The following is a 19,816-nucleotide window of genomic DNA, read 5'->3' on the forward strand; positions in this document are numbered from 1 at the left end:
AACCTGGCGAAGGCACAAGGTGCATAAAGAAAATAAGCTTTGTGAACTTTGTGCCTTTGTTGTATATTAAGCCCGTTAAAAGCGTTTAAAAGCCAAACCATCAACTACCTAACTGAATGAAACAAGTTGAAGACTCGGAAATACTGCAAAAGTTTGGTGTTGAAAGAACACGCAACGAGGCATTCAACCTGCTCCTTCAAAAATACCAGCAAAAAATATATTGGCACATCCGCAGACTGGTCATAGACCATGATGATGCCGATGACCTGGTGCAGGAATCCTTTGTAAAAGTTTGGAAAAACCTGGGCAATTTCAGGAGCGATTCGCAGCTGTACACCTGGATTTACCGCATTGCCACCAACGAGTGCATCACCTTTCTGAACAAGAAAAAGCTCAAAAACAATGTTTCGCTCGACGATGTGGGCAACGAACTGGCCGAAAGCCTGGCTTCTTCCACTTATTTCGATGGCGACAAAATCCAGCGCAAGCTACAGGAAGCTGTACTGAAACTACCAGAGAAACAGCGCATTATTTTTAACATGAAGTATTTCGACGATATGAAATACGACGAAATATCGGAGGTTTTGGGTACCAGTGTTGGCGCTTTAAAGGCTTCTTTTCACATCGCCGTCAAAAAAATAGAAAGTATTTTATTAAATGAAGATTAAGGCATTAAACCTTTTGCTATAAAAACCATCAATAATACGTGATGAATAAAAATAATGGAACCAGCATGAGTTTCGATTAAAAATCACCCGCTACTCATGAGGGCTTCATAACCGAAAAAGAAGATGAAAGATAATGAAAATATGGAATGGGAAAAGGAAGCGGCATTTTTAGCCAGCTTGCCAAGAACTACGCCATATCGTGTGCCGGATAATTATTTTGACCACTTGCAATTGCATATCAATCAATCGGTTTTTGTTGATGGTTTGATGCAAAAAGAAGATCAGGGCTTTACCGTTCCGCAAAATTATTTTGAGGATTTGGCATTGCAGATCGAAGACCGTATTGCGACAGACCAGCTTCGAACACTGACGGCAACAGATGGCTTTAAAACCCCAGAAGGTTATTTTGAAAAGCTGCAGGCCAATATTTTAAGCCAAACGGCAGCCAGCAGGCCGAAACCGAAGACAATCAGGCTTTGGCAGTCTGATTTGATGAAATACGTTTCGGCGGCCTGTTTTATTGTGTTAACCGCATCTGGATTGTATTTGAACCAGCAAAACACGCTTAAACAAACCCGTAAAGCCGAATTGGCCAACGAACAAATGCTTTATGACATCGACGAAAGCGTGATCATCGAACATTTACAGGAAGGCCAAACCGCCAACGCTTCTGCTTCAGATACAGAAATGGAAAACTATATCCTAAATCATTTTTCATCGAGTGATTTGTCGAATAACTTATAAAAATTAATGATGAGGAATTTAATTATCGCTTTATTGCTCTTTCCAACACTGGCCCTGGCACAGGGCCCGAGAATGGACGAGAAAATGGAAGCCTACAAAGTAACCTGGCTAACAACCAAGCTCGATCTTTCGGCCGACGAGGCCAAGATTTTCTGGCCAATCTACAACGATTACACCAGAGAGCAAAGTACGCTGAGAAAGGAGCGCATGCAACAAATGATCAGCTTCAGGAAAATCAAGGAAATCGACGATTTGTCTGATACCGAAATCCAAAGCCTGATTTTAAACGATTTCGATTTTAGGCAAAGAGACCTCAACATCGAACGCAAGTACTACAACAAGTTCAAATCCAACTTGCCGATCAAACTCGTAGGCAAGTTTTACAGGGCGCAGGAAGCCTTTAAAAAAGAACTGCTGAACAATTACAGAGGGCAGCCTAAACAATAAAAATTCAACGATTTAAAAAGAATCCCATGGGTCACCGGTCCATGGGATTTCTTTTTTAACTTAAATGAACTCAGAACGCCGGTCTCTACTTCGGCTACTCTACTAAGTTTCCGTAAAAATACTGATTACCCGTAACAAAGAACTCTTTGTAACTAAATTTTTAGTAAATATTATTCGGAAACTGGAAAAGCTTTTTTGCGTATTTTTGTCGCATGTTAACACAACGCGAGCTTTTTTTAAAACATAACGCCCAAACTTCGCCCACTCCCCTGCTGCTTGAGTTTGTAAAGGCCAATGGACTTTACATGTACGATGCCACAGGTAAAAAATACATGGATCTTATTGCCGGCATTGGTGTGAGCAATGTAGGCCACTGCCATCCCAATGTGGTAAAGGCCATTCAGCAGCAAGCCGAAACCTATATGCACCTGATGGTTTATGGAGAGTATGTGCAAAGTCCGCAGGTAAATTTTGCCGAAGCACTGGCCAAGGCACTTCCACCTCACCTGAGCTGTACCTATTTTGTAAATTCGGGCGCCGAGGCCGTAGAGGGCGCCATGAAGCTGGCTAAAAGATTTACCGGACGCAACAAGCTCATCGCCTGCAAAAACAGCTACCACGGCAGTACCCAGGGCGCATTGAGCTTAATGGGCAACGAAGAATTTAAACAGGCTTACCGGCCCTTGCTTCCTGCCATCGAGTTTATCGAGTTCAACTCGTTACCCGACCTCGAAAAAATAGACCAGCAAACTGCCGCGGTTTTTATAGAAACCATACAAGGCGAAGCCGGCATTAGGGTACCTGAAGCAAGCTATTTAAAAGCCCTCCGCGAAAAATGTACACAAACGGGTACTTTGTTGGTGTTCGACGAAATCCAATGTGGTTTTGGCCGTACCGGCAAACTGTTTGGCTTTGAGCATTTTGACGTAATGCCCGATATTTTATTATTGGCCAAAGGCATTGGTGGAGGCATGCCAATTGGTGCTTTTATAGCCTCAGAAGCCATCATGTCGGTGTTTACCAACAATCCTATTTTGGGCCATATTACAACTTTTGGCGGACATCCCGTAAGCTGCGCCGCAGGCCTGGCCACCTTAAACACCATTGTAGAAGAAAACCTGGTGGCTGGTGTTGAAGCCAAGGGTCAGCTTTTCAAAAAACTGTTGCAACATCCGGCCATTAAGGAAATCAGGGGCAAAGGCCTGATGCTAGCCGTAGAGTTCGACAGCTACGAAACCAACAAAGCCATTATCGATGGATGCATTGCCGATGGCGTGGTTACCGACTGGTTTCTTCACTGCAGCAATTCCATGCGCATTGCCCCGCCACTCGTCATCAGCGAAGCCGAAATAGCTGAAGCTTGCGCAATTATCTTAAAAAACATTAACTTGGTTGTGAACTAGGGTTTCTATTTGATCAATTGTTAAATTGCTAGAATTGTCAAACTGCGACTGTTAACCGAAAACTATTAACCGAAATGAACGTACTCATTGTTGAAGACGAAAAAGGCCTGGCTCTCGAAATGGACGAGTTTTTAAGTCGCGAGGGTTACATTGTAGAACATGCCTGGAAAAAATCGTCGGCAGAAGAGAAAATTTTTGTAAACCAATACGATTTTGTGCTGCTCGATTTGGGGTTACCCGATGGGGACGGCTTTGAAGTGCTTAAACAGCTCAAAAACCTCAAAGACCGCGACGATGCCGTGATTATCTTAACCGCAAGAAGCGCGGTTGACGACCGTATCAAAGGACTTGATGGGGGTGCCGACGATTATTTGGCCAAGCCATTTTCGCTGAACGAACTCTTGGCCAGGATGCACGCCATTATCCGCAGGAAGCACAAGCTCGAAAAAAACGAATTCAACATCCACGATTTTGTGCTCGACATCCAGAACCGTACGGTTTCCTACCAAAACGAAAGAGTACCTTTAACCAAAAAAGAGTTTGAGATTTTCAACTACCTCGTACTGAACAAAAACCGCGTGGTATCGCGCATGAGCCTTACCGAGCATGTTTGGGGCGACATTTTGGAAGTGAACTCCGATTCGAACTTTGTAGATGTACACGTGAAAAACCTGCGCAAAAAACTGAGCCAATGCACCAAAGCCGACTGGTTCGAAACCGTGAGGAGCATCGGGTACCGCATTAATTGTTGAGATAAAACAAAAAGGGAAATGGAATTGGATAATTGCATACGGTTTACTTTTAAGCTGTCTATCAATCCTCCAATGACCAATCAGCCCAATGAACCAATGAACTAATGAACCAGTGAACTGATGAACTAATGAACCCATAATCTGATGAACCTGCAAGCAAAATTTGCCCTTTACAATGCCATCACCAAGATTGCCGTAATCCTGGTATTGGGCTTGATTATTTTGCTTTCGCTCGAAACCATTTCTTCGCACCATTTAGATGGCCGCTTAACCAAAAAAAGGCTCAAGGTAATTGCCAACCTCAGCAGCAACGAAATCGACAGCTTGTTAAACATCCAGCATTCGTTTACCGATTACAACATCTTAAAAGACGAGTTCGTGGTGCTCAGCACCGTTCCCAAAACCGCAAAGCTCGACACCACCATTTCATTTACCACCGAGCGCCGCGAAATTGAAGGCGATATAGAAATTTACCGCATTTTAAACGAACAGTTCGAATACGACAACAAGCGCTATAAACTCGAGCTTGGCGAAACCATGACGGCCATGCAGGCCGTAAAAACAACCATCAGGTTTTACATGCTCATTGTACTGGTTATTGCCTTGTTGGTTACGCTGATTACCGATTTTGCCTTTACCAAGTTCATTTTGAAGCCTTTTTATCAGATCATAGACCAAAAGCTGAACAAGGTAAACGATCCCACTTCTTACAATTACCAGAACGTTCCGACGCATACCACCGATTTTAAGATCCTAGACAACAGCATCAATTCGCTGATGCGCAAAATATCGACCCTGTTTTCGCTCGAAAAACAGTTTATCGCCAATGTATCGCACGAACTGCTAACCCCTATTTCTATCCTTTCGGGAAGGCTGGAAAACATCCTGGCCGCCGAAAACCTGCCAGAAGAGCACGAAAACAAGTTATTCGCTTCGCTCAAAACCCTTAATCGCCTAAAGGCAATCATCAACAGCCTCTTGCTCATTTCGAAGGTAGAAAACGACCAATACCTTAAAACCGACCAGATTCATGTTAAAGACGAGCTGGAAGAGATTTATGAAGACCTGGAAGACCGCATACAGGACAAAAAGCTAGGCTACACCAACGAGGTAACCGAAGACTTTAAGTTGGTAGGCAATCAGGCTCTGTTTCATACCTTGCTGGTCAACATCATCAATAATGCCATCAAATACAACGTAACCGGTGGCCATATTACCATTAAAGACCACTTGGAGGCCCACCGGTACCTGCTGAGCATTGCCGATACCGGAATTGGCATGGACAAAAAAATAATAGACAATGCCTTTAAACGCTTTGAAAGGGAAAACGACGACACTGAGGAAGGTTTTGGACTCGGGTTGGCCATTGTAAACAGTATTGCCAAATTTCATCAGCTCGAAATCAATATCCAATCAGAAAAGGGCAAAGGATCGGTTTTTACCATCGAATTTCCTATTGCCTAGCTTCAAATGGCAGTTTTGCAAAAGCTGAAGTATTCTTCATAAAATCTTCATAATCGAAAAGCATCTTTGAATAACAAAACACCAGAAGCGATTTCCGTTTTGTTATCTAAAAACTCATCAATAGTTTTTTAGTTTTCCGGTTACCCTTATCTGAACCTTTATGTATTGCAAAATACATGAAGGTTTTTTTGTTTCCAGCAATTCTATTTAAGGCCGAGGTGGTGCATCCCGGCAAATTGAAATTCAAAAATTATTGTTTCTATTTAGCTTGCTGGTGAAGAACACCAACAAGTGCAACGAGGGGCACCAAACAAGAGCAATAAACTTTTTAGCTTGTTGGTAAAGAACACCGCACAAGAAGCAACGAAGAAAACCAAGGAGAACTTAAATTATTGTTTGTTGGTGAAGAACACCAACAACAGCGGAGGGAAATTACCCCATTTTTTGGCGCTTGATCAGGTAAGCTTCCAGTACTTGGTCAAATCCGGCTTTGATGTCTGCATCAACCATATCAATCTTATACTGGGCACATTTCAGGGCCAACTGTTGCCGATAACTGCCCATCTGCTCCAAATAAGCATCCCTTACGCGCGAAGCATGTGCCCTTAGGGTGGCTCCCGTTTCCATATCCACAAACTCGTAAGGCCTGTTGGCAAAATCAAAGGCCACCTCTTTGTTTTTATCGGTTACGTTAAAAAGCACAACCTCATGCTTATTGAACTTGAGGTGCTGCAGGGCCGAAAACAAGGCCGCTACCTTTTCTTCGTCGTGCACGGTTTGCAGCATATCGCTAAAAACAATAACCAAAGAACGTTTATGGATCAAGTCGGCCACCTGGTGCAAGGCCATAGCCAAATTGGTGGTGATATTCATTCTAGGCGCTTTTAACACCTGCTCCAGTTGGGCAAACAAGTATTTTTGATGCGTATTGGTCGATTTGGCTTGGGTATTTAAGCCAAGTTGATCTGTAAACAAGCTCAGGCCAAACGCATCGCGCTGCTGTTTCAGCAACTGTATCAATACGGCTGTGCTCTGCACGGCAAAAGTGAGCTTGTTGTAGCTTTCGTCGGGAAAATACATTGACGAAGAAGTATCGATTACAAACTGGCAACGCAGGTTGGTTTCTTCTTCGTAGCGCTTGCTAAACAGCTTATCGGTTTTGGCAAACAGCTTCCAGTCGATGTTTTTTACCGTATCGCCATTGTTGTACAAGCGGTGTTCGGCAAACTCGACCGAAAATCCGTGAAAGGGACTTTTATGCAGTCCAGTAATGAAACCTTCTACCACCTGACGGGCCAAAAGCTCGAGATTGGTATGAAGCTGCAGGTTTTCGTACGGATTAATTGTTGCCATAAGGTAAAGCTAACAAAAGATTTTTTATTATTTTTAGTCTATAACTAAATCTCCGTTATGAAAAAATTCTACTTTTTATTAGCAACATTAGCCTTTACGGGTCTTTATGGCCATGCACAAACTGTACAAGGCGGCAAAGTAAACACCGAAAGCAACAAAATACTGAACAAGCTCGATACGGCCAAGAAAAAGGAAGGCTGGACGGTTCGTGGCACCAATGTACTCTTACTGAACCAGGCGGCCTTTTCTAATTGGGTTGCAGGGGGCATCAATTCGGTTGCCCTAACTGCGCGTGGCGATTACGAATTTAACCTGAAGAAAGGCAGTACGCTTTGGGAAAACCGCATTTTAATGGGCTATGGCCTAAGATCTGAACAGGGAAGCGATGTAACCAAGGTAGAAGACGTAATTGACCTTACCTCTAAATACGGCCATCAGATTAAACAAAGCAATTGGTACGCGGCTGCCGCGCTGAACTTGAAAACCCAGTTTAGCAAAGGTTACGATTACAGCAAGCCAGCACAAGGCTATATTTCCAATTTCATGGCGCCGGGCTACGTAACCATTGGTCTGGGGGTCGACTATATTCCGAATGATAATTTTCAGCTCAGCATCCATCCGCTAACTTCCCGCTTAACCTTTATTGGCGACAAGGCTGTTTTTGATCCCGACCACGACGGCATTTTAACTGATGCTTTTGGTGCCAAACCGGGCGAGAACTTTGTTTACCAATTTGGCGCTTACGTAGGTGGCAGGTATAAAACAAAGTTGATGGAAAATATCTTGCTCGACAATCGTTTTGGCATTTTTAGCAATTACCTGAAAAAACCGCAGAACATGGTTTTGGCTTATTCTGCCATTTTGGATATGAAAATAAACAAGTTCATCTCTACCCAAATTACCGCCGATCTTTTCTACGACGACAACCAGATTGGCAAATTGCAACTCAAAGAAACCCTTGGTGTGGGGCTGACTTATAAGTTTGGCAAGTATTAACCCTTATTGATTTGATAAGCCTCTCCAAAGAGCATTGCTCAAAAAATATAAAGGCCCTAACTCGATGGAGTTAGGGCCTTTGCTTTGTTAAAGTCAAGCTTATTTCTTGGCAATTTTATAGAGATTACCCCCATCGGTGATGGCATAGAGTGCACCGTCCCTGCCTTCTACCAAATCCCTGAAACGTTCGCCCTTATCAGCCAATAGTCTTTCTTCGCCTACAATTTTGTTGTTTTTAATCACCAAACGGATAATGTGCGAACCACTTAAAGCGCCTACAAACAAATTGCCTTTCCACTCGGCAATTTTGCTGCTGTTGTAAAAAGCAATGCTACCTGGCGAAATACTTGGGTTCCAGTAATAAATGGGTTGTTCCATCCCCTCTTTTTGCTGGATGCCATCGCCTACTTTTTTGCCACTGTATTCGGTTCCATAGGTAATAATGGGCCAGCCATAATTTTTGCCGGGTTTGATAATATTGACTTCATCGCCACCTTTGGGACCAAATTCTGCCTCCCAAAGCTCTCCGGTTTGCGGATTGATGGCCAAACCATCAGGGTTGCGCAAACCATAGGCATAAATTTCTGGGCGCGCATCGGCCTGTTTGGCAAAAGGCCCGTTGGGCACGGGTTTTCCAGCCGGTGTAAGGTGCAGGATTTTGCCCAGCGAAGAATTAAGGTATTGTGCCTGAATCCTGATGTCGTTTCCAGAGCGCTCGCCTGTACTTACGAAAAGATTTCCGTTCTTATCAAATACAATTCTCGATCCGTATTGCAGTTTACCGCCATAAGCCGGTGTAGCCCTGTAAATGATCGTCTGGTTTTCTATGGCTGTTTCGTTGGCCGACAGTTTGCCTTTGGCAATAGCCAATAAAACACCTTTTTCTTGCGGTTCTGCATAGGCCCAGTAAACCATTCTGCTTTTTGCGAAATCGGGAGCCAGGGTTACGTCTAACAAGCCGCCTTGGCCAGATGCATCTACCTTGGGCAAACCCGTAATGGTTTTTGAAAGGGTTCCGTTGGCCTGCAAAATAACCATGTTCCCATATTTTTGCGAAATCAAAAACCGGCCATCGGGCATTACTGAAATACCCCAAGGGTTTTCGAGCTTGCTGTTGATTACGGCAATACTTAGCGGGGTTGTGGTTTTGACGGCATTGATACGGGTTTGTCCGGCAAAAGCAGGCTTATAATCGGCCGAAGTTTTTTGCGTTTCTACAGAATTTTGTGCCAAAAGCGAGGTGCTTCCTACACCATTGATTAAAACACCTGCCAACAACAGGTAGCGCATTTTACGATTGGGATGGTTCATGAGATTTGTTTTGTTTGCTTAAAAAAACGAAAAAATATCTGTAATCAAAAACACAATAAAACGATAATAAGTTTTGAAAAGCTTTATCACAAAGGTGTTACTACCATTTGGCCAGCAAACACATCTATTTGTTTATCAATAGTTTAAAAAAATCATTTCGACAAACACCAGTTCAATGCCTGTTGCATGCAACTTTACCGATGTTGCACTGTCTTTTTAACTGATTAATCAAACAAACTGTTAACAGCATGTCATTCGTTTAGGTAGCGTTTATAAGCTCCGGTTTTTCAAACTGCAGAGGATTTTGCAGCAGGCGTTCAAACCAAAGAGAAGCAAGGATGCCGATAAACCTACCCACGGATGGCATTTGCAGGGGTTAACCAGATGGTTCACAATCCTATGTGACTATGAAAATTACGCTAGGTAAATATGATAGCTTTTAAAACACAAATCCCCGAAATCTTGACGATTTCGGGGATTTGCTTATATGGAATGGCCATTTGCAATGGCCTCAATCTTACAATTGTTTATCTAGTTTGCCAGCCAAAATTGATTTTGGAACTGCACCCACTTGTTTGTCAACAACTTCACCATTTTTGAAATACAACAAAGCTGGGATGTTGCGGATACCAAATTGAGTTGAAATTTGAGGGTTGTTATCTACGTTAACTTTGCCTACTAATGCTTTTCCTTCGTATTCTTTAGAGATCTCGTCTACAACTGGACCTACCATACGACATGGACCGCACCATTCAGCCCAAAAATCTACCAAAACTGGTTTATCTGATTTTAATACAACTTCCTCGAAGTTTGCATCTGTTATTTCTAAAGCCATAACTTAAAATTTAATTTATATACAAATATATTATCAATTGTGATGCCATCAATAGCGTGCTGTCAATTTGACATTTTCTTTATAAAGATTTAGCCTTATCACCTACGCTTAATTGAGCCTGTAATTTACAACATTTAAATTATTTAACTGTTCCAAAAACACATTATTGGGATTTATCCTCAACGATTTGGAAGGCAGATCCAGCTTGAGGTTTTCTTCCCGATCATAAACCTCAAAATTCAACTTGCAATTATGACGTTCGCTATTTTCCTGGTTTTCCTGCAAAATCATATTGATCTTTTGCATAAAATCCTCGCTAATTTCTTCAATCGGAACCTGAATAGTGATGCTTTTGGTCAGTTTATCGCGCAATTCGGCCAATAAATCGATAGCCGTAACCTTAAATTCCCAATCGCCTTCTTTTTTGAAGCGTTCGCCTACCCTACCTCTGATCTGCAAGAAATAGCCTTCGGTTAGGTACTGCTTAAACTTCATAAAGTCGTCGCCAAAGAGCGCAATCTCGCAACTGTCGTCGTAATCTTCGAAAACGAAAACTCCAAAAGGCTTTCCGGTTTTGGTAATCCGTTGCGCGGCGCTTACCACCAAACCACCTACTACCAAATCGCGGTTCTTGATGGTTTCAAACTCTGCCAAAAGTTCCTCATTGCTGTCGCCACTGCGTATTTTGTTCACTATACTCAGGTGTTTTACGGCATGTTGGCAGAAGTTCTTCAGCTCGAAGCGGTAGTCGTCTAAAGGATGTCCCGACAAGAAAATCCCGATGGCATCTTTTTCGTATTTCAATCGGTCAATCAGCCCCCATTCTGGCGAAACCGGAAAGGTAGGTTCGAGGATCAAATCGGCTTTTGAACCGCCAAATAACGACGATTGCGACGAGTTCTGGTTATTCTGAAAATCGTTGGCATATTTAATCAGCTTCTCGATGCCGTTCAACTTATCGTTGGCACCCACATAAAAATACTGCGCCCTATGGTGGCCAAAGGCATCGAAAGCACCGCTATAGGCAAAACTCTCGTAGGCTTTTTTGTTAACGATACGCGTGTTGGAACGTTTGGCAAAATCGTAAACACTTACAAAAGGCCCGTTGGCTTCTCTTTCTTCGATAATGCTTTCTACGGCTTTCTCGCCCACTCCCTTTACGGCATTCATCCCAAAACGAACCTCGCCCTTGGCATTTACCGAGAACTTAAGCTCCGACTCGTTTACATCAGGCCCCAAAACGGTAACGCCCATCTGCCGGCATTCTTCCATAAAGAAAGCCACCTGCTTAATATCGCTCATGTTGTTGGACAGTACCGCCGCCATGTATTCGGCTGGATAATTGGCCTTTAAATAAGCCGTTTGGTAGGCAATCCAGGCGTAGCAGGTAGAGTGCGATTTATTGAAGGCGTATTCGGCAAAAGCTTCCCAGTCTTTCCATATTTTTTCCAAAGTCTGAGCATCATGGCCTTTGGCGGCCGCCTGACTGATAAACTTAGGCTTCATCTTATCCAAAACGTCGCGCTGTTTCTTACCCATGGCCTTACGCAGTACGTCGGCCTCGCCTTTGGTAAAATCGGCCAGTTTCTGCGACAAAAGCATTACCTGCTCTTGGTAAACGGTAATACCGTAGGTTTCTTTCAGCAGGTCTTCGCAGGCCTCTAAATCGTATTTGATTTCCTCGTCGCCATTTTTACGACGCACAAAGCTCGGAATGTAGGCAATCGGTCCCGGACGGTACAGGGCGTTCATCGCAATCAAGTCGCCAAAAACCGTTGGTTTCAGCTCTTTCATGTATTTCTGCATACCCGGACTCTCGTACTGGAAAATGCCGACCGTTTCGCCACGCTGGAAGAGCTCGTAAGTTTTCAGGTCGTCGATTGGAAATGCATCCGGATCGAGGGTAATGCCATGTCTTTTCTTAACCAGTTTAACGGTATCTTTGATGAGGGTTAAGGTTTTTAGCCCCAAAAAGTCCATTTTGAGCAAACCGGCACTCTCTACCACCGAGTTGTCGAACTGCGTTACGTAGAGGTCTGAATCTTTGGCCGTCGCTACCGGAACGAAATTGGTAATATCGTCGGGGGTAATGATTACCCCACAGGCGTGGATGCCCGTGTTGCGCAACGAGCCTTCTAAAACAATAGCCTGTTCGATGGTTTCGGCGCTTAGGTTCTTGGCCGTAGCCATGGTTTTCAGCTCGTTTACCTTTTCAAATTCGTCAGGCCTTAAGGCCGATTTCAAGGCTTTTTCTTCGAGGTTAAATATTTTGGCCAGCTTCATGTTGGGAATGAGCTTGGCAATCTTATCGGCTTCAAATAACGGCAAATCGAGCACCCTGGCGGTATCGCGGATAGATGATTTGGCCGCCATAGTACCATAGGTGATGATTTGGGCCACCTGGCTTGAGCCGTACTTGTTGATTACGTAATCCATTACGCGTCCACGGCCCTCGTCGTCGAAATCGATATCGATATCGGGCATGGAAACACGGTCTGGGTTTAGGAAACGCTCAAAAAGGAGATCATATTTGATGGGATCGATATTGGTAATGCCCAAACAATAGGCTACAGCCGAACCCGCAGCCGATCCACGGCCAGGTCCTACCGATACATCGCGGTTTCTGGCTTCGGCAATAAAATCCTGTACAATGAGGAAATAGCCTGGATAACCGGTTTTTTCAATGGTCTGCAACTCAAAATCCAAACGTTCGCGGATCGAATCCGTTATTTCTTCGTAGCGGCGTTCTGCCCCGCGGTAGGTTAAATAACTCAGGTATTTGTTCTCGCCACGCTTGCCTCCGTCCTGTTCGTCTTCGGCCACCATAAACTCTTCGGGAATGTCGAACTTAGGCAAAAGCACCTCGCGGGCCAGCTTGTAGATTTCGATTTTGTCTACAATTTCCTGGATATTGATGATGGCTTCGGGAATATCGGCAAAAAGGGCCTTCATTTCGTCGGCCGATTTGAAATAATATTCCTGGTTAGGCATGCCGTACCTAAAGCCACGGCCACGGCCAATTGGGGTAGCCTGTTTTTCGCCGTCTTTTACACAAAGCAAAATATCGTGGGCGTTGGCATCTTTTTTACTGATGTAATAGGTATTGTTGGTGGCGATGAGCTTGACGTTGTGTTTTTTGGCCAGCTCGATCAGGTTTACGTTTACGCGGTCTTCGTTTTCCTGGTTGTGGCGCATCAGCTCGATATAAAAATCGTCGCCAAACTGCTCTTTCCACCAAATCAATGCTTCTTCGGCCTGTTTTTCGCCCAAGTTGAGGAGCTTGCTCGGCACTTCTCCGTAAAGGTTTCCCGACAGCACCATAATATCGTCTTTATACTGCTGTATCACTTGCTTATCAATCCTTGGCACATAATAGAAGCCTTTGGTATAAGCAATTGACGACATTTTGGCCAGGTTATGGTAGCCTTTTTTGTTCTTGGCCAACAATACCACTTGGTAGCCGTCGTCTTTGCGGGTTTTGTCGGTATGGTTATCGCATACAAAAAACTCGACCCCTACAATAGGCTTGATGATACTTACCGTTGGGGTTTCGCCTTTTTCTAAAGCTTCGGCAATTTTAGCTTCGGCGCCTTTGTTGTGGTTCAGTACCTGGTTTACAAAGTGAAAGGCGCCCATCATGTTGGCATGATCGGTTAAGGCTACGGCTGGCATGTTTTGCGCGGCTGTTGTTTTAACCAAATCGGGAATGCTGATGGTACTTTGCAACACCGAAAACTGCGTATGGTTATGCAGGTGCACAAAAGTGGCATTGGCCAGTTTTTCTTTGGCTTCTTCCGAAACCTTGGTCGTACCGCCACTGGTCTGTTGCTTTTTCCTGATTTCGTCTGAAGCCGCCTTGAGGTTAATGTGCTTTAACCCGGCCGTTTCAACCATACCTGGATTGAGTTCCTTAAAACGCAGGTAATAATCGGTATCAACCAGTAGTTCTTCCTTGGTAAAAACGCCTTTCCTAATCAGCTCCAAAAAGCATCGGGTGGTGGCTTCCACGTCGGCAGTAGCATTGTGCGCCTCGGCAAACGGCACTCCGAAAAGGTATTGGTGCAGTTCGGTTAGGGTTGGCAACTTGAACTTGCCACCTCTTCCGCCCGGAATTTTCAATAGGTCGGCGGTAACTTCGGTACAGGTGTCGAGCACCGGCAAAGAAGCCATCGGACTGTCTACCCCAAAGCGGTAAAACTCGCAGCCCATGATGTTGATATCGAAGCCGATATTCTGGCCCACCACAAACTTGGCCTTGCTTAGCGCGATGTTGAATTTCTCTAGCACCTCGGTCAAAGCGATACCCTGTTCGGTTGCCAGCTCTGTAGAAATACCGTGGATCCGCTCGGCATCGTAGGGAATGTTAAAGCCTTCGGGCTTCACCAAATAATCCTGATGCTCTATCAAGCGACCCATTTCATCATGCAATTGCCAGGCAATCTGTATACAGCGCGGCCAATTATCGGTATCGGTAATCGGAGCATTGTAATTACGTGGCAAACCCGTTGTTTCGGTATCAAAAATAAGGTACATAGCTGGGGAAATGGTGGACATCAAAAATAAGAAATTTTAACGGGCAAACGTGTCAGCTAATTATCAACACTTGCACAAGTTTCTTGATGGGTTATTATTGACAAATTGTTGGTATTGCTGGATTGTTTTATTGCTCAATTGTTCGATTGTTGTAAAGTGGGCAACAGCTGAAATTGTTTCCATTGTCAAATTGTTAGCTACCGCATCGCATGGCTTCAATTATCGAATACAAACCAAAAACTGCAAACCGGCAACTATTACATTAGACAAAACCTTATCTTTGGGCTAGGCAAAGATTGCCCTTACCTTAATCCATCACATTTCCATGCCAGTAGATTTATCAGACGTTTTAGTAATTGGTGTTTCGAGCCGTTCGTTGTTCAACCTTGAAGAAGAGAATGAAATATTCGAGAAAGAAGGCATTGTAGGCTACCGCCAATACCAATTGGAACACGAAAACGATCTTTTAGAGCCCGGCACGGCCTTTCATTTAGTGCAAAGGCTGCTACACCTGAACGAAAGCGCCAAAAAACGCATCGTTGAAGTGGTGGTCATGTCGAGGAACAGTCCGGAAACGGGTGTAAGGGTCATGAACTCGGTCAAAGCCCATCAGCTGGATATTACGCGCATGGCCTTTAGTGGCGGCGAACCTTTATCGCCGTATATCGATGGTTTCGACATCGACCTGTTCCTTAGCAAGGATATCAAAGATGTACAATATGTAATTGATTCGAAAGAATGTGCCGCCGCTTACATTTATGCGCCCCCACATTCCTTTAACTCTGACGATAACCGTGTCAAAATTGCCTTTGATGCCGATGCAGTGCTGTTTTCGGAAGAATCTGAACATCGTTACAAAACCGAAGGCATGGACGCTTTTCATAAATACGAGGCCGAACACGAAGACGACCCGCTCAAAGAAGGCCCTTTTGCCAAGCTATTGATCAAGCTTTCGAAAATCCAGGAGGAACTGCCCACCCGCATCGAGCTTTCTCCCCTGCGCATTGCTATTGTAACTGCACGTAATGCGCCATCGCACATGCGGGTAATCAAAACCCTGCGCAAATGGGGCGTTTATGTAGATGAGGCTTATTTTTTGGGTGGCATTTCTAAGGATAAAATCCTGAAAGCTTTTGGCGCCCATATCTTTTTCGACGACCAAGACGCACATTTGAAAGAGGCTTCGCTTCATGTGCCTTCTGCCAGAGTGCCTTATACCAGCGATTCGTTATTGAACGCTCCCCATAATCAGGCAAAAGTTGTAGCCAACAACGTATCCGCGAAACAAAAAGCTAAAAAATAGGTTAAAGGGAAAGCGATGGAAAGGGAACTGTTCGTAAATATTGCCCCTATTTCAAAACGGCTTAGCAAATATATCCACAGCTTCACCCTATCTGTAAAAGAAGCCACTTGCCCTACCACTTATATTGCATTTCCTAATTTAGGCACCTGTTTGGCTTTCTTCAATCAAACGAAAGTTTGCATTGAAGAAACGCATGTTTCATTCAGCAAGGACAAAGGAACAAGGCCAAGCATCATTTTGTTAGGGCGCGCCCAGTTTCCGGTATCGGTTACGTTTAACGATCCCGTTGAAGAGATTGCCATCAATTTTACGGCTTGCGGTATCAATTATTTTTTTGATGTTCCATTTTATCAGATTGCCCAGCAAGCCCATCAGGTATTAACGAATCACAAATGGACCAATTTTGCTGCTGTACTTTTTGCCGCACCAGCACCAGAGCGGCTCGCTTTGCTCGAGGATTTTCTCTTAACTTGTCTAAATGAAGAGAACAAAGAGATATTGGAAAAAATCTACACCCAAGTTAGTCGAAACGAAATACAGCAAGTAAAAGAGCTTGCCAATCTGGTGCATATGTCTGAAAGAAACCTTTTAAGGTATTTTAAGGATTATTTTGGCTGTAGTCCATCTGCGTTCAATAAAATCCGCAGGTTTAGAAGCGCCATCGGCCAAACCTATAATGGCAATGGTTATCCGAAAAAATTCTACGACGAAAGTACTTATTTCGATTTGGCTCATTTTAGAAAGGATTTCCGGCAGTTTACAGGGGCTGGCCTGACCCAGTTTTACAAAGCTCTTTTTTTGGTTGGCAATGGTGGTTCGCCATTCCAATTGAAATGATATTGTCTGATTTATACCTTTTTCCTTGTCGCACTGGTCCTTATTTTTGTTCAAAACCATTCAATCATGAAAAAAGCCTTGTTAATTACCAGCACCATTATGATGTGCCTTAGTTGCTGCGCGCAACAAAAGATAAATATCGGACTCAAACAACAACTCGATTCTATATTGGCTAGCGACCAGGGCATCAGGGAATTTGTAGATACGGAAACATCGGAAGCAAGAAAAGACCAGCTTGCCAAAGCGCTCGGCTATTCCAAAGAAGAGCTTAAGAAGAAGGCTTGGTCCCTCATGAACAAAATCGATTCGGCCAACTTCAAGAAAGTAGAAAGCATCGTTTCAAAATACGGCTACCCGGGCAAAAGCCTGGTGGGCGAGCCTGCCAATACCGCTGTTTTCTTTGTCATACAGCACACCCCCAGTCAAATATCAAAGTACTACCCATTGATTGAAAAAGCAGGAAAAGAAGGTGAATTGCCTTTTGAAAATGTAGCCATGATGCTCGATAGAAAACTCACAGGCGAAGGAAAGCTTCAAATCTACGGCACACAGATCTATTCCGTACAAATTACCAATCCCAAAACGGGGCAAAAAGAATTTTTCGAATATGTGATGCCTATCGAAGATGCCAAAAACGTGAACAAAAGAAGAAAAGAAGCAGGCTTTAAGTTGAGCGTTGAAGAAAACGCGAAAAGATTCGGCATCATTTACAAAGCCTATACGCCAGAAGAAATCAAGAAAATTACCAATCCTTAAATTTGGTATGGATAGTTTAGCTTATCGACCATAATCTAAGACCATAGCCGATGGTCCATAGACAATAGACTATCGACCATGGACCATGAACTATCAACTAAAACCCTTCAAGGATGACCAACAACTGACAACTAAATTCAACAAAGCCTTTTTTAAACTGCCACAATTCTATAACTTCGGCATATAAACATTTTCTATCCAAAATATAAAATAAAATGAAGATAACGGTAGTAGGTGCTGGCGCCGTTGGAGCCACCTGTGCAGACAACATTGCAAGAAAAGAATTAGCCGAAGAACTGGTATTGTTAGACATCAAAGAAGGATTTGCCGAGGGCAAGGCCATCGACATGATGCAAACAGCCACTTTATTGGGTTTCGACACTAAAATTAAAGGCGTAACCAACGACTATAGCCAAACGGCTGGTTCGGCGGTAGCTGTAATCACTTCGGGCCTGCCTCGCAAACCGGGGATGACCCGCGAAGAGCTGATCGGCATTAATGCGGGCATTGTAAAAGGCGTAGCCGAAAATATCCTTAAATATTCTCCCGATGCCATTATCGTGGTAATCAGCAACCCGATGGACACCATGACCTACTTGGCCTTGAAATCGTTGGGATTACCTAAAAACCGTATCATTGGCATGGGCGGTACTTTAGACAGCTCGCGTTTCAAATATTATCTAAGCGTAGCTTTGGGTTGCAATTCGAACGATTTGCAAGGTTTTGTAATTGGCGGCCATGGCGATACGACCATGATTCCGTTAACCCGTTACGCCACTTACCAAAGTTTGCCGGTGAGCGATTTGCTAGATGAGGCTACCTTGGCCAAAGTAGCGACCGACACCATGGTGGGCGGTGCTACCCTAACCGGTTTATTGGGCACTTCGGCCTGGTATGCGCCGGGTGCGGCCGGTGCAGCACTGGTAGAAGCCATTGTACGTGACGAGAAAAAACTGTTCACCTGCTGCGTAGCCTTAGATGGCGAGTATGGCCAAAAAGACATCTGCTTGGGCGTTCCGGTAATCGTGGGCCGCAATGGTTGGGAAAAAATTATCGACTATAAATTAAACGATGCCGAACAAGCCGCGTTTAACAAAAGTGCCGATGCCGTTCGCAACATGAACAACGTATTGGCCGAAATGAATTTGATTTAAATTTTATAAACATTTGTCATTCTGGTGGCATGAGGAATCTATCCGAACAGGTTTCCTGCCCTGAATGATAAACGAGATACATGAGAACCCTAACAGTTCCTTTAACCTTAATCAATTTACAAGACGACGGTTTCCACCTTTTGGTGGAAATTGTTGTTTTTGGCGAAAAGCAATTTGCCGTAGTAGATACCGGCGCCTCGCGAAGTGTATTCGACAAAGGCCTGATGGAAAAAAACATCGTCGACCTTGCGGTAAGCGAAGAAACCCAGGCGGCTACTATTTTCAGTACCTCTACTACCCTGCTTGGCGTTATTCCCCAACTTAAAATCGGAGCGCTGACCCTCAAATCGTATGCTGGGGTTGCCCTCGACCTGCAAGGCGTAAACGACACCTACCTGCAATTGGGCCATCCTGCCATTGCGGCCATTATTGGTGGCGATATTTTAATGGCCTACCAAGCCAAAATAGATTACCAAAAGAAGCTATTGAGATTTTACAAATAAGCCACGCTTGGGTTTTACATGCATTTGATGAGAAGATTCTTACTTTTTTGTGGCCTCTGTCCGCTTTTAGCTTTCGGTCAGCAACCCAAGATTATCCAAAAACCTATCGAATTTGACCAGTTGCGAACCGAACTTTCGTTGGCCTACCTTAAAAAAAGGCACAACCTGGTTCAACAAACGCCAAGCATCAAACCTAAAATGATTGTGCTGCACTGGACGGCTTCCAGCAGTTTGATGGGTGCCTTCAATGCTTTCAATCAATCTGTTTTGCCCAGTTCGCGCAGGGCGATAGCGGGTGCCAGCAGGCTAAACGTTTCGGCTCATTACCTTGTCGATCGTAATGGCACCATTTATCAGCTTTTGCCCGATACCGTTTTTGCCCGCCATGCCATAGGCCTTAATTATTGCGCCATTGGCATAGAGAACGTGGGCAGCGATAAATATCCACTTACCACGGCTCAATTGAAAGCAAACGAGCAATTGGTGCGCTATCTTTGCCAAAAGTACCCTATCCAGTACCTGATTGGGCATTACGAGCATACCTGGTTCAAAAATACGCCGCTATGGCGCGAAACCGACCCCTATTATCACTCCGACAAAACCGATCCGGGTCGTACTTTTATGAAAAACATAAGAATTGCCCTCCAAGACCTGCATTTAAAGGGTGCTCCGGTGCATTGACAAACTGGCCTAAAATAAGGCTCGAAAAGCTTGCATATTAAAAGGCATTATCCTTAACTTTAAATAAACCAAACCC

17 protein-coding genes are annotated in these 19,816 nt (G+C 44.1%); 13 read left to right on the forward strand and 4 right to left on the reverse strand.

All coding sequences use genetic code 11. The annotated features are described in order from the left end of the window. Positions 1-116: 116 nt before the first annotated feature. The 6 genes from VRU48_RS10205 (at position 117) to VRU48_RS10230 (ending at position 5,478) form a co-directional block, all read left to right on the forward strand. A complete protein-coding gene (locus VRU48_RS10205; protein WP_330107838.1) occupies positions 117-668 on the forward strand; it encodes an RNA polymerase sigma factor in 552 nt (183 codons plus the stop codon). Between the two features lie 123 nt (positions 669-791). Continuing rightward, complete coding sequence (locus tag VRU48_RS10210; RefSeq protein WP_330107839.1) at positions 792-1,412, forward strand: hypothetical protein; 621 nt, start codon at positions 792-794, stop codon at positions 1,410-1,412. Between the two features lie 6 nt (positions 1,413-1,418). Continuing rightward, entirely contained in the window at positions 1,419-1,859 is a 441-nt protein-coding gene (locus VRU48_RS10215; RefSeq protein WP_330107840.1) for a hypothetical protein, read from the forward strand. A 212-nt stretch (positions 1,860-2,071) separates the two neighbouring features. After that, the gene (locus VRU48_RS10220; RefSeq protein ID WP_330107841.1) at positions 2,072-3,262 is read left to right on the forward strand and encodes an aspartate aminotransferase family protein; all 1,191 of its coding nucleotides are present in this window, start codon (positions 2,072-2,074) and stop codon (positions 3,260-3,262) included. A gap of 74 nt (positions 3,263-3,336) precedes the next feature. Continuing rightward, positions 3,337-4,014: a response regulator transcription factor gene (locus VRU48_RS10225; RefSeq protein ID WP_330107842.1), complete on the forward strand. Its 678-nt coding sequence runs from the start codon at positions 3,337-3,339 to the stop codon at positions 4,012-4,014. 144 nt (positions 4,015-4,158) lie between these two features. Continuing rightward, the gene (locus VRU48_RS10230) at positions 4,159-5,478 is read left to right on the forward strand and encodes a sensor histidine kinase (protein WP_330107843.1); all 1,320 of its coding nucleotides are present in this window, start codon (positions 4,159-4,161) and stop codon (positions 5,476-5,478) included. A 432-nt stretch (positions 5,479-5,910) separates the two neighbouring features. Here the strand turns inward: VRU48_RS10230 and VRU48_RS10235 are convergent, their stop codons facing one another. Next, positions 5,911-6,831: a DUF58 domain-containing protein gene (locus tag VRU48_RS10235; RefSeq protein WP_330107844.1), complete on the reverse strand. Its 921-nt coding sequence runs from the start codon at positions 6,829-6,831 to the stop codon at positions 5,911-5,913. A gap of 57 nt (positions 6,832-6,888) precedes the next feature. Between VRU48_RS10235 and VRU48_RS10240 the strand changes: the two genes are divergently transcribed. Beyond that, entirely contained in the window at positions 6,889-7,827 is a 939-nt protein-coding gene (locus VRU48_RS10240; protein WP_330107845.1) for a DUF3078 domain-containing protein, read from the forward strand. Between the two features lie 99 nt (positions 7,828-7,926). On the opposite strand, the gene VRU48_RS10245 is transcribed toward VRU48_RS10240, so the two are convergent. From VRU48_RS10245 to dnaE, 3 genes are all read right to left on the reverse strand, one after another. Next, positions 7,927-9,138, reverse strand: a complete 1,212-nt coding sequence (locus VRU48_RS10245; protein WP_330107846.1) for a PQQ-dependent sugar dehydrogenase — start codon at positions 9,136-9,138, stop codon at positions 7,927-7,929. Positions 9,139-9,655: 517 nt separating this feature from the next. Beyond that, positions 9,656-9,973: a thioredoxin gene (gene trxA, locus VRU48_RS10250; RefSeq protein WP_330107847.1), complete on the reverse strand. Its 318-nt coding sequence runs from the start codon at positions 9,971-9,973 to the stop codon at positions 9,656-9,658. A gap of 108 nt (positions 9,974-10,081) precedes the next feature. Beyond that, entirely contained in the window at positions 10,082-14,506 is a 4,425-nt protein-coding gene (gene dnaE, locus VRU48_RS10255) for a DNA polymerase III subunit alpha (RefSeq protein WP_330107848.1), read from the reverse strand. A gap of 325 nt (positions 14,507-14,831) precedes the next feature. Here dnaE and VRU48_RS10260 point away from each other — a divergent pair, with 325 nt between their 5' ends. From VRU48_RS10260 to VRU48_RS10285, 6 genes are all read left to right on the forward strand, one after another. Further along, the gene (locus VRU48_RS10260; RefSeq protein WP_330107849.1) at positions 14,832-15,809 is read left to right on the forward strand and encodes a 5'-nucleotidase; all 978 of its coding nucleotides are present in this window, start codon (positions 14,832-14,834) and stop codon (positions 15,807-15,809) included. 15 nt (positions 15,810-15,824) lie between these two features. Beyond that, a complete protein-coding gene (locus VRU48_RS10265) occupies positions 15,825-16,646 on the forward strand; it encodes a helix-turn-helix domain-containing protein (protein WP_330107850.1) in 822 nt (273 codons plus the stop codon). Positions 16,647-16,712: 66 nt separating this feature from the next. Next, positions 16,713-17,402 carry a DUF6624 domain-containing protein gene (locus VRU48_RS10270; protein WP_330107851.1) on the forward strand — a complete coding sequence of 230 codons (690 nt, stop codon included), beginning with the start codon at positions 16,713-16,715 and terminating at the stop codon, positions 17,400-17,402. Positions 17,403-17,617: 215 nt separating this feature from the next. Beyond that, complete coding sequence (gene mdh / locus VRU48_RS10275; protein ID WP_330107852.1) at positions 17,618-18,556, forward strand: malate dehydrogenase; 939 nt, start codon at positions 17,618-17,620, stop codon at positions 18,554-18,556. A gap of 80 nt (positions 18,557-18,636) precedes the next feature. Then, positions 18,637-19,059, forward strand: a complete 423-nt coding sequence (locus VRU48_RS10280; protein ID WP_330107853.1) for a retropepsin-like aspartic protease — start codon at positions 18,637-18,639, stop codon at positions 19,057-19,059. Between the two features lie 27 nt (positions 19,060-19,086). Continuing rightward, on the forward strand, positions 19,087-19,740 hold the full coding sequence (locus VRU48_RS10285) for an N-acetylmuramoyl-L-alanine amidase (protein WP_330107854.1): 654 nt from the start codon (positions 19,087-19,089) through the stop codon (positions 19,738-19,740). The last annotated feature ends 76 nt before the right edge of the window (positions 19,741-19,816 follow it).

Source organism: Pedobacter albus (assembly GCF_036324255.1).
In the GTDB taxonomy this organism is placed as follows: domain Bacteria; phylum Bacteroidota; class Bacteroidia; order Sphingobacteriales; family Sphingobacteriaceae; genus Pedobacter; species Pedobacter albus.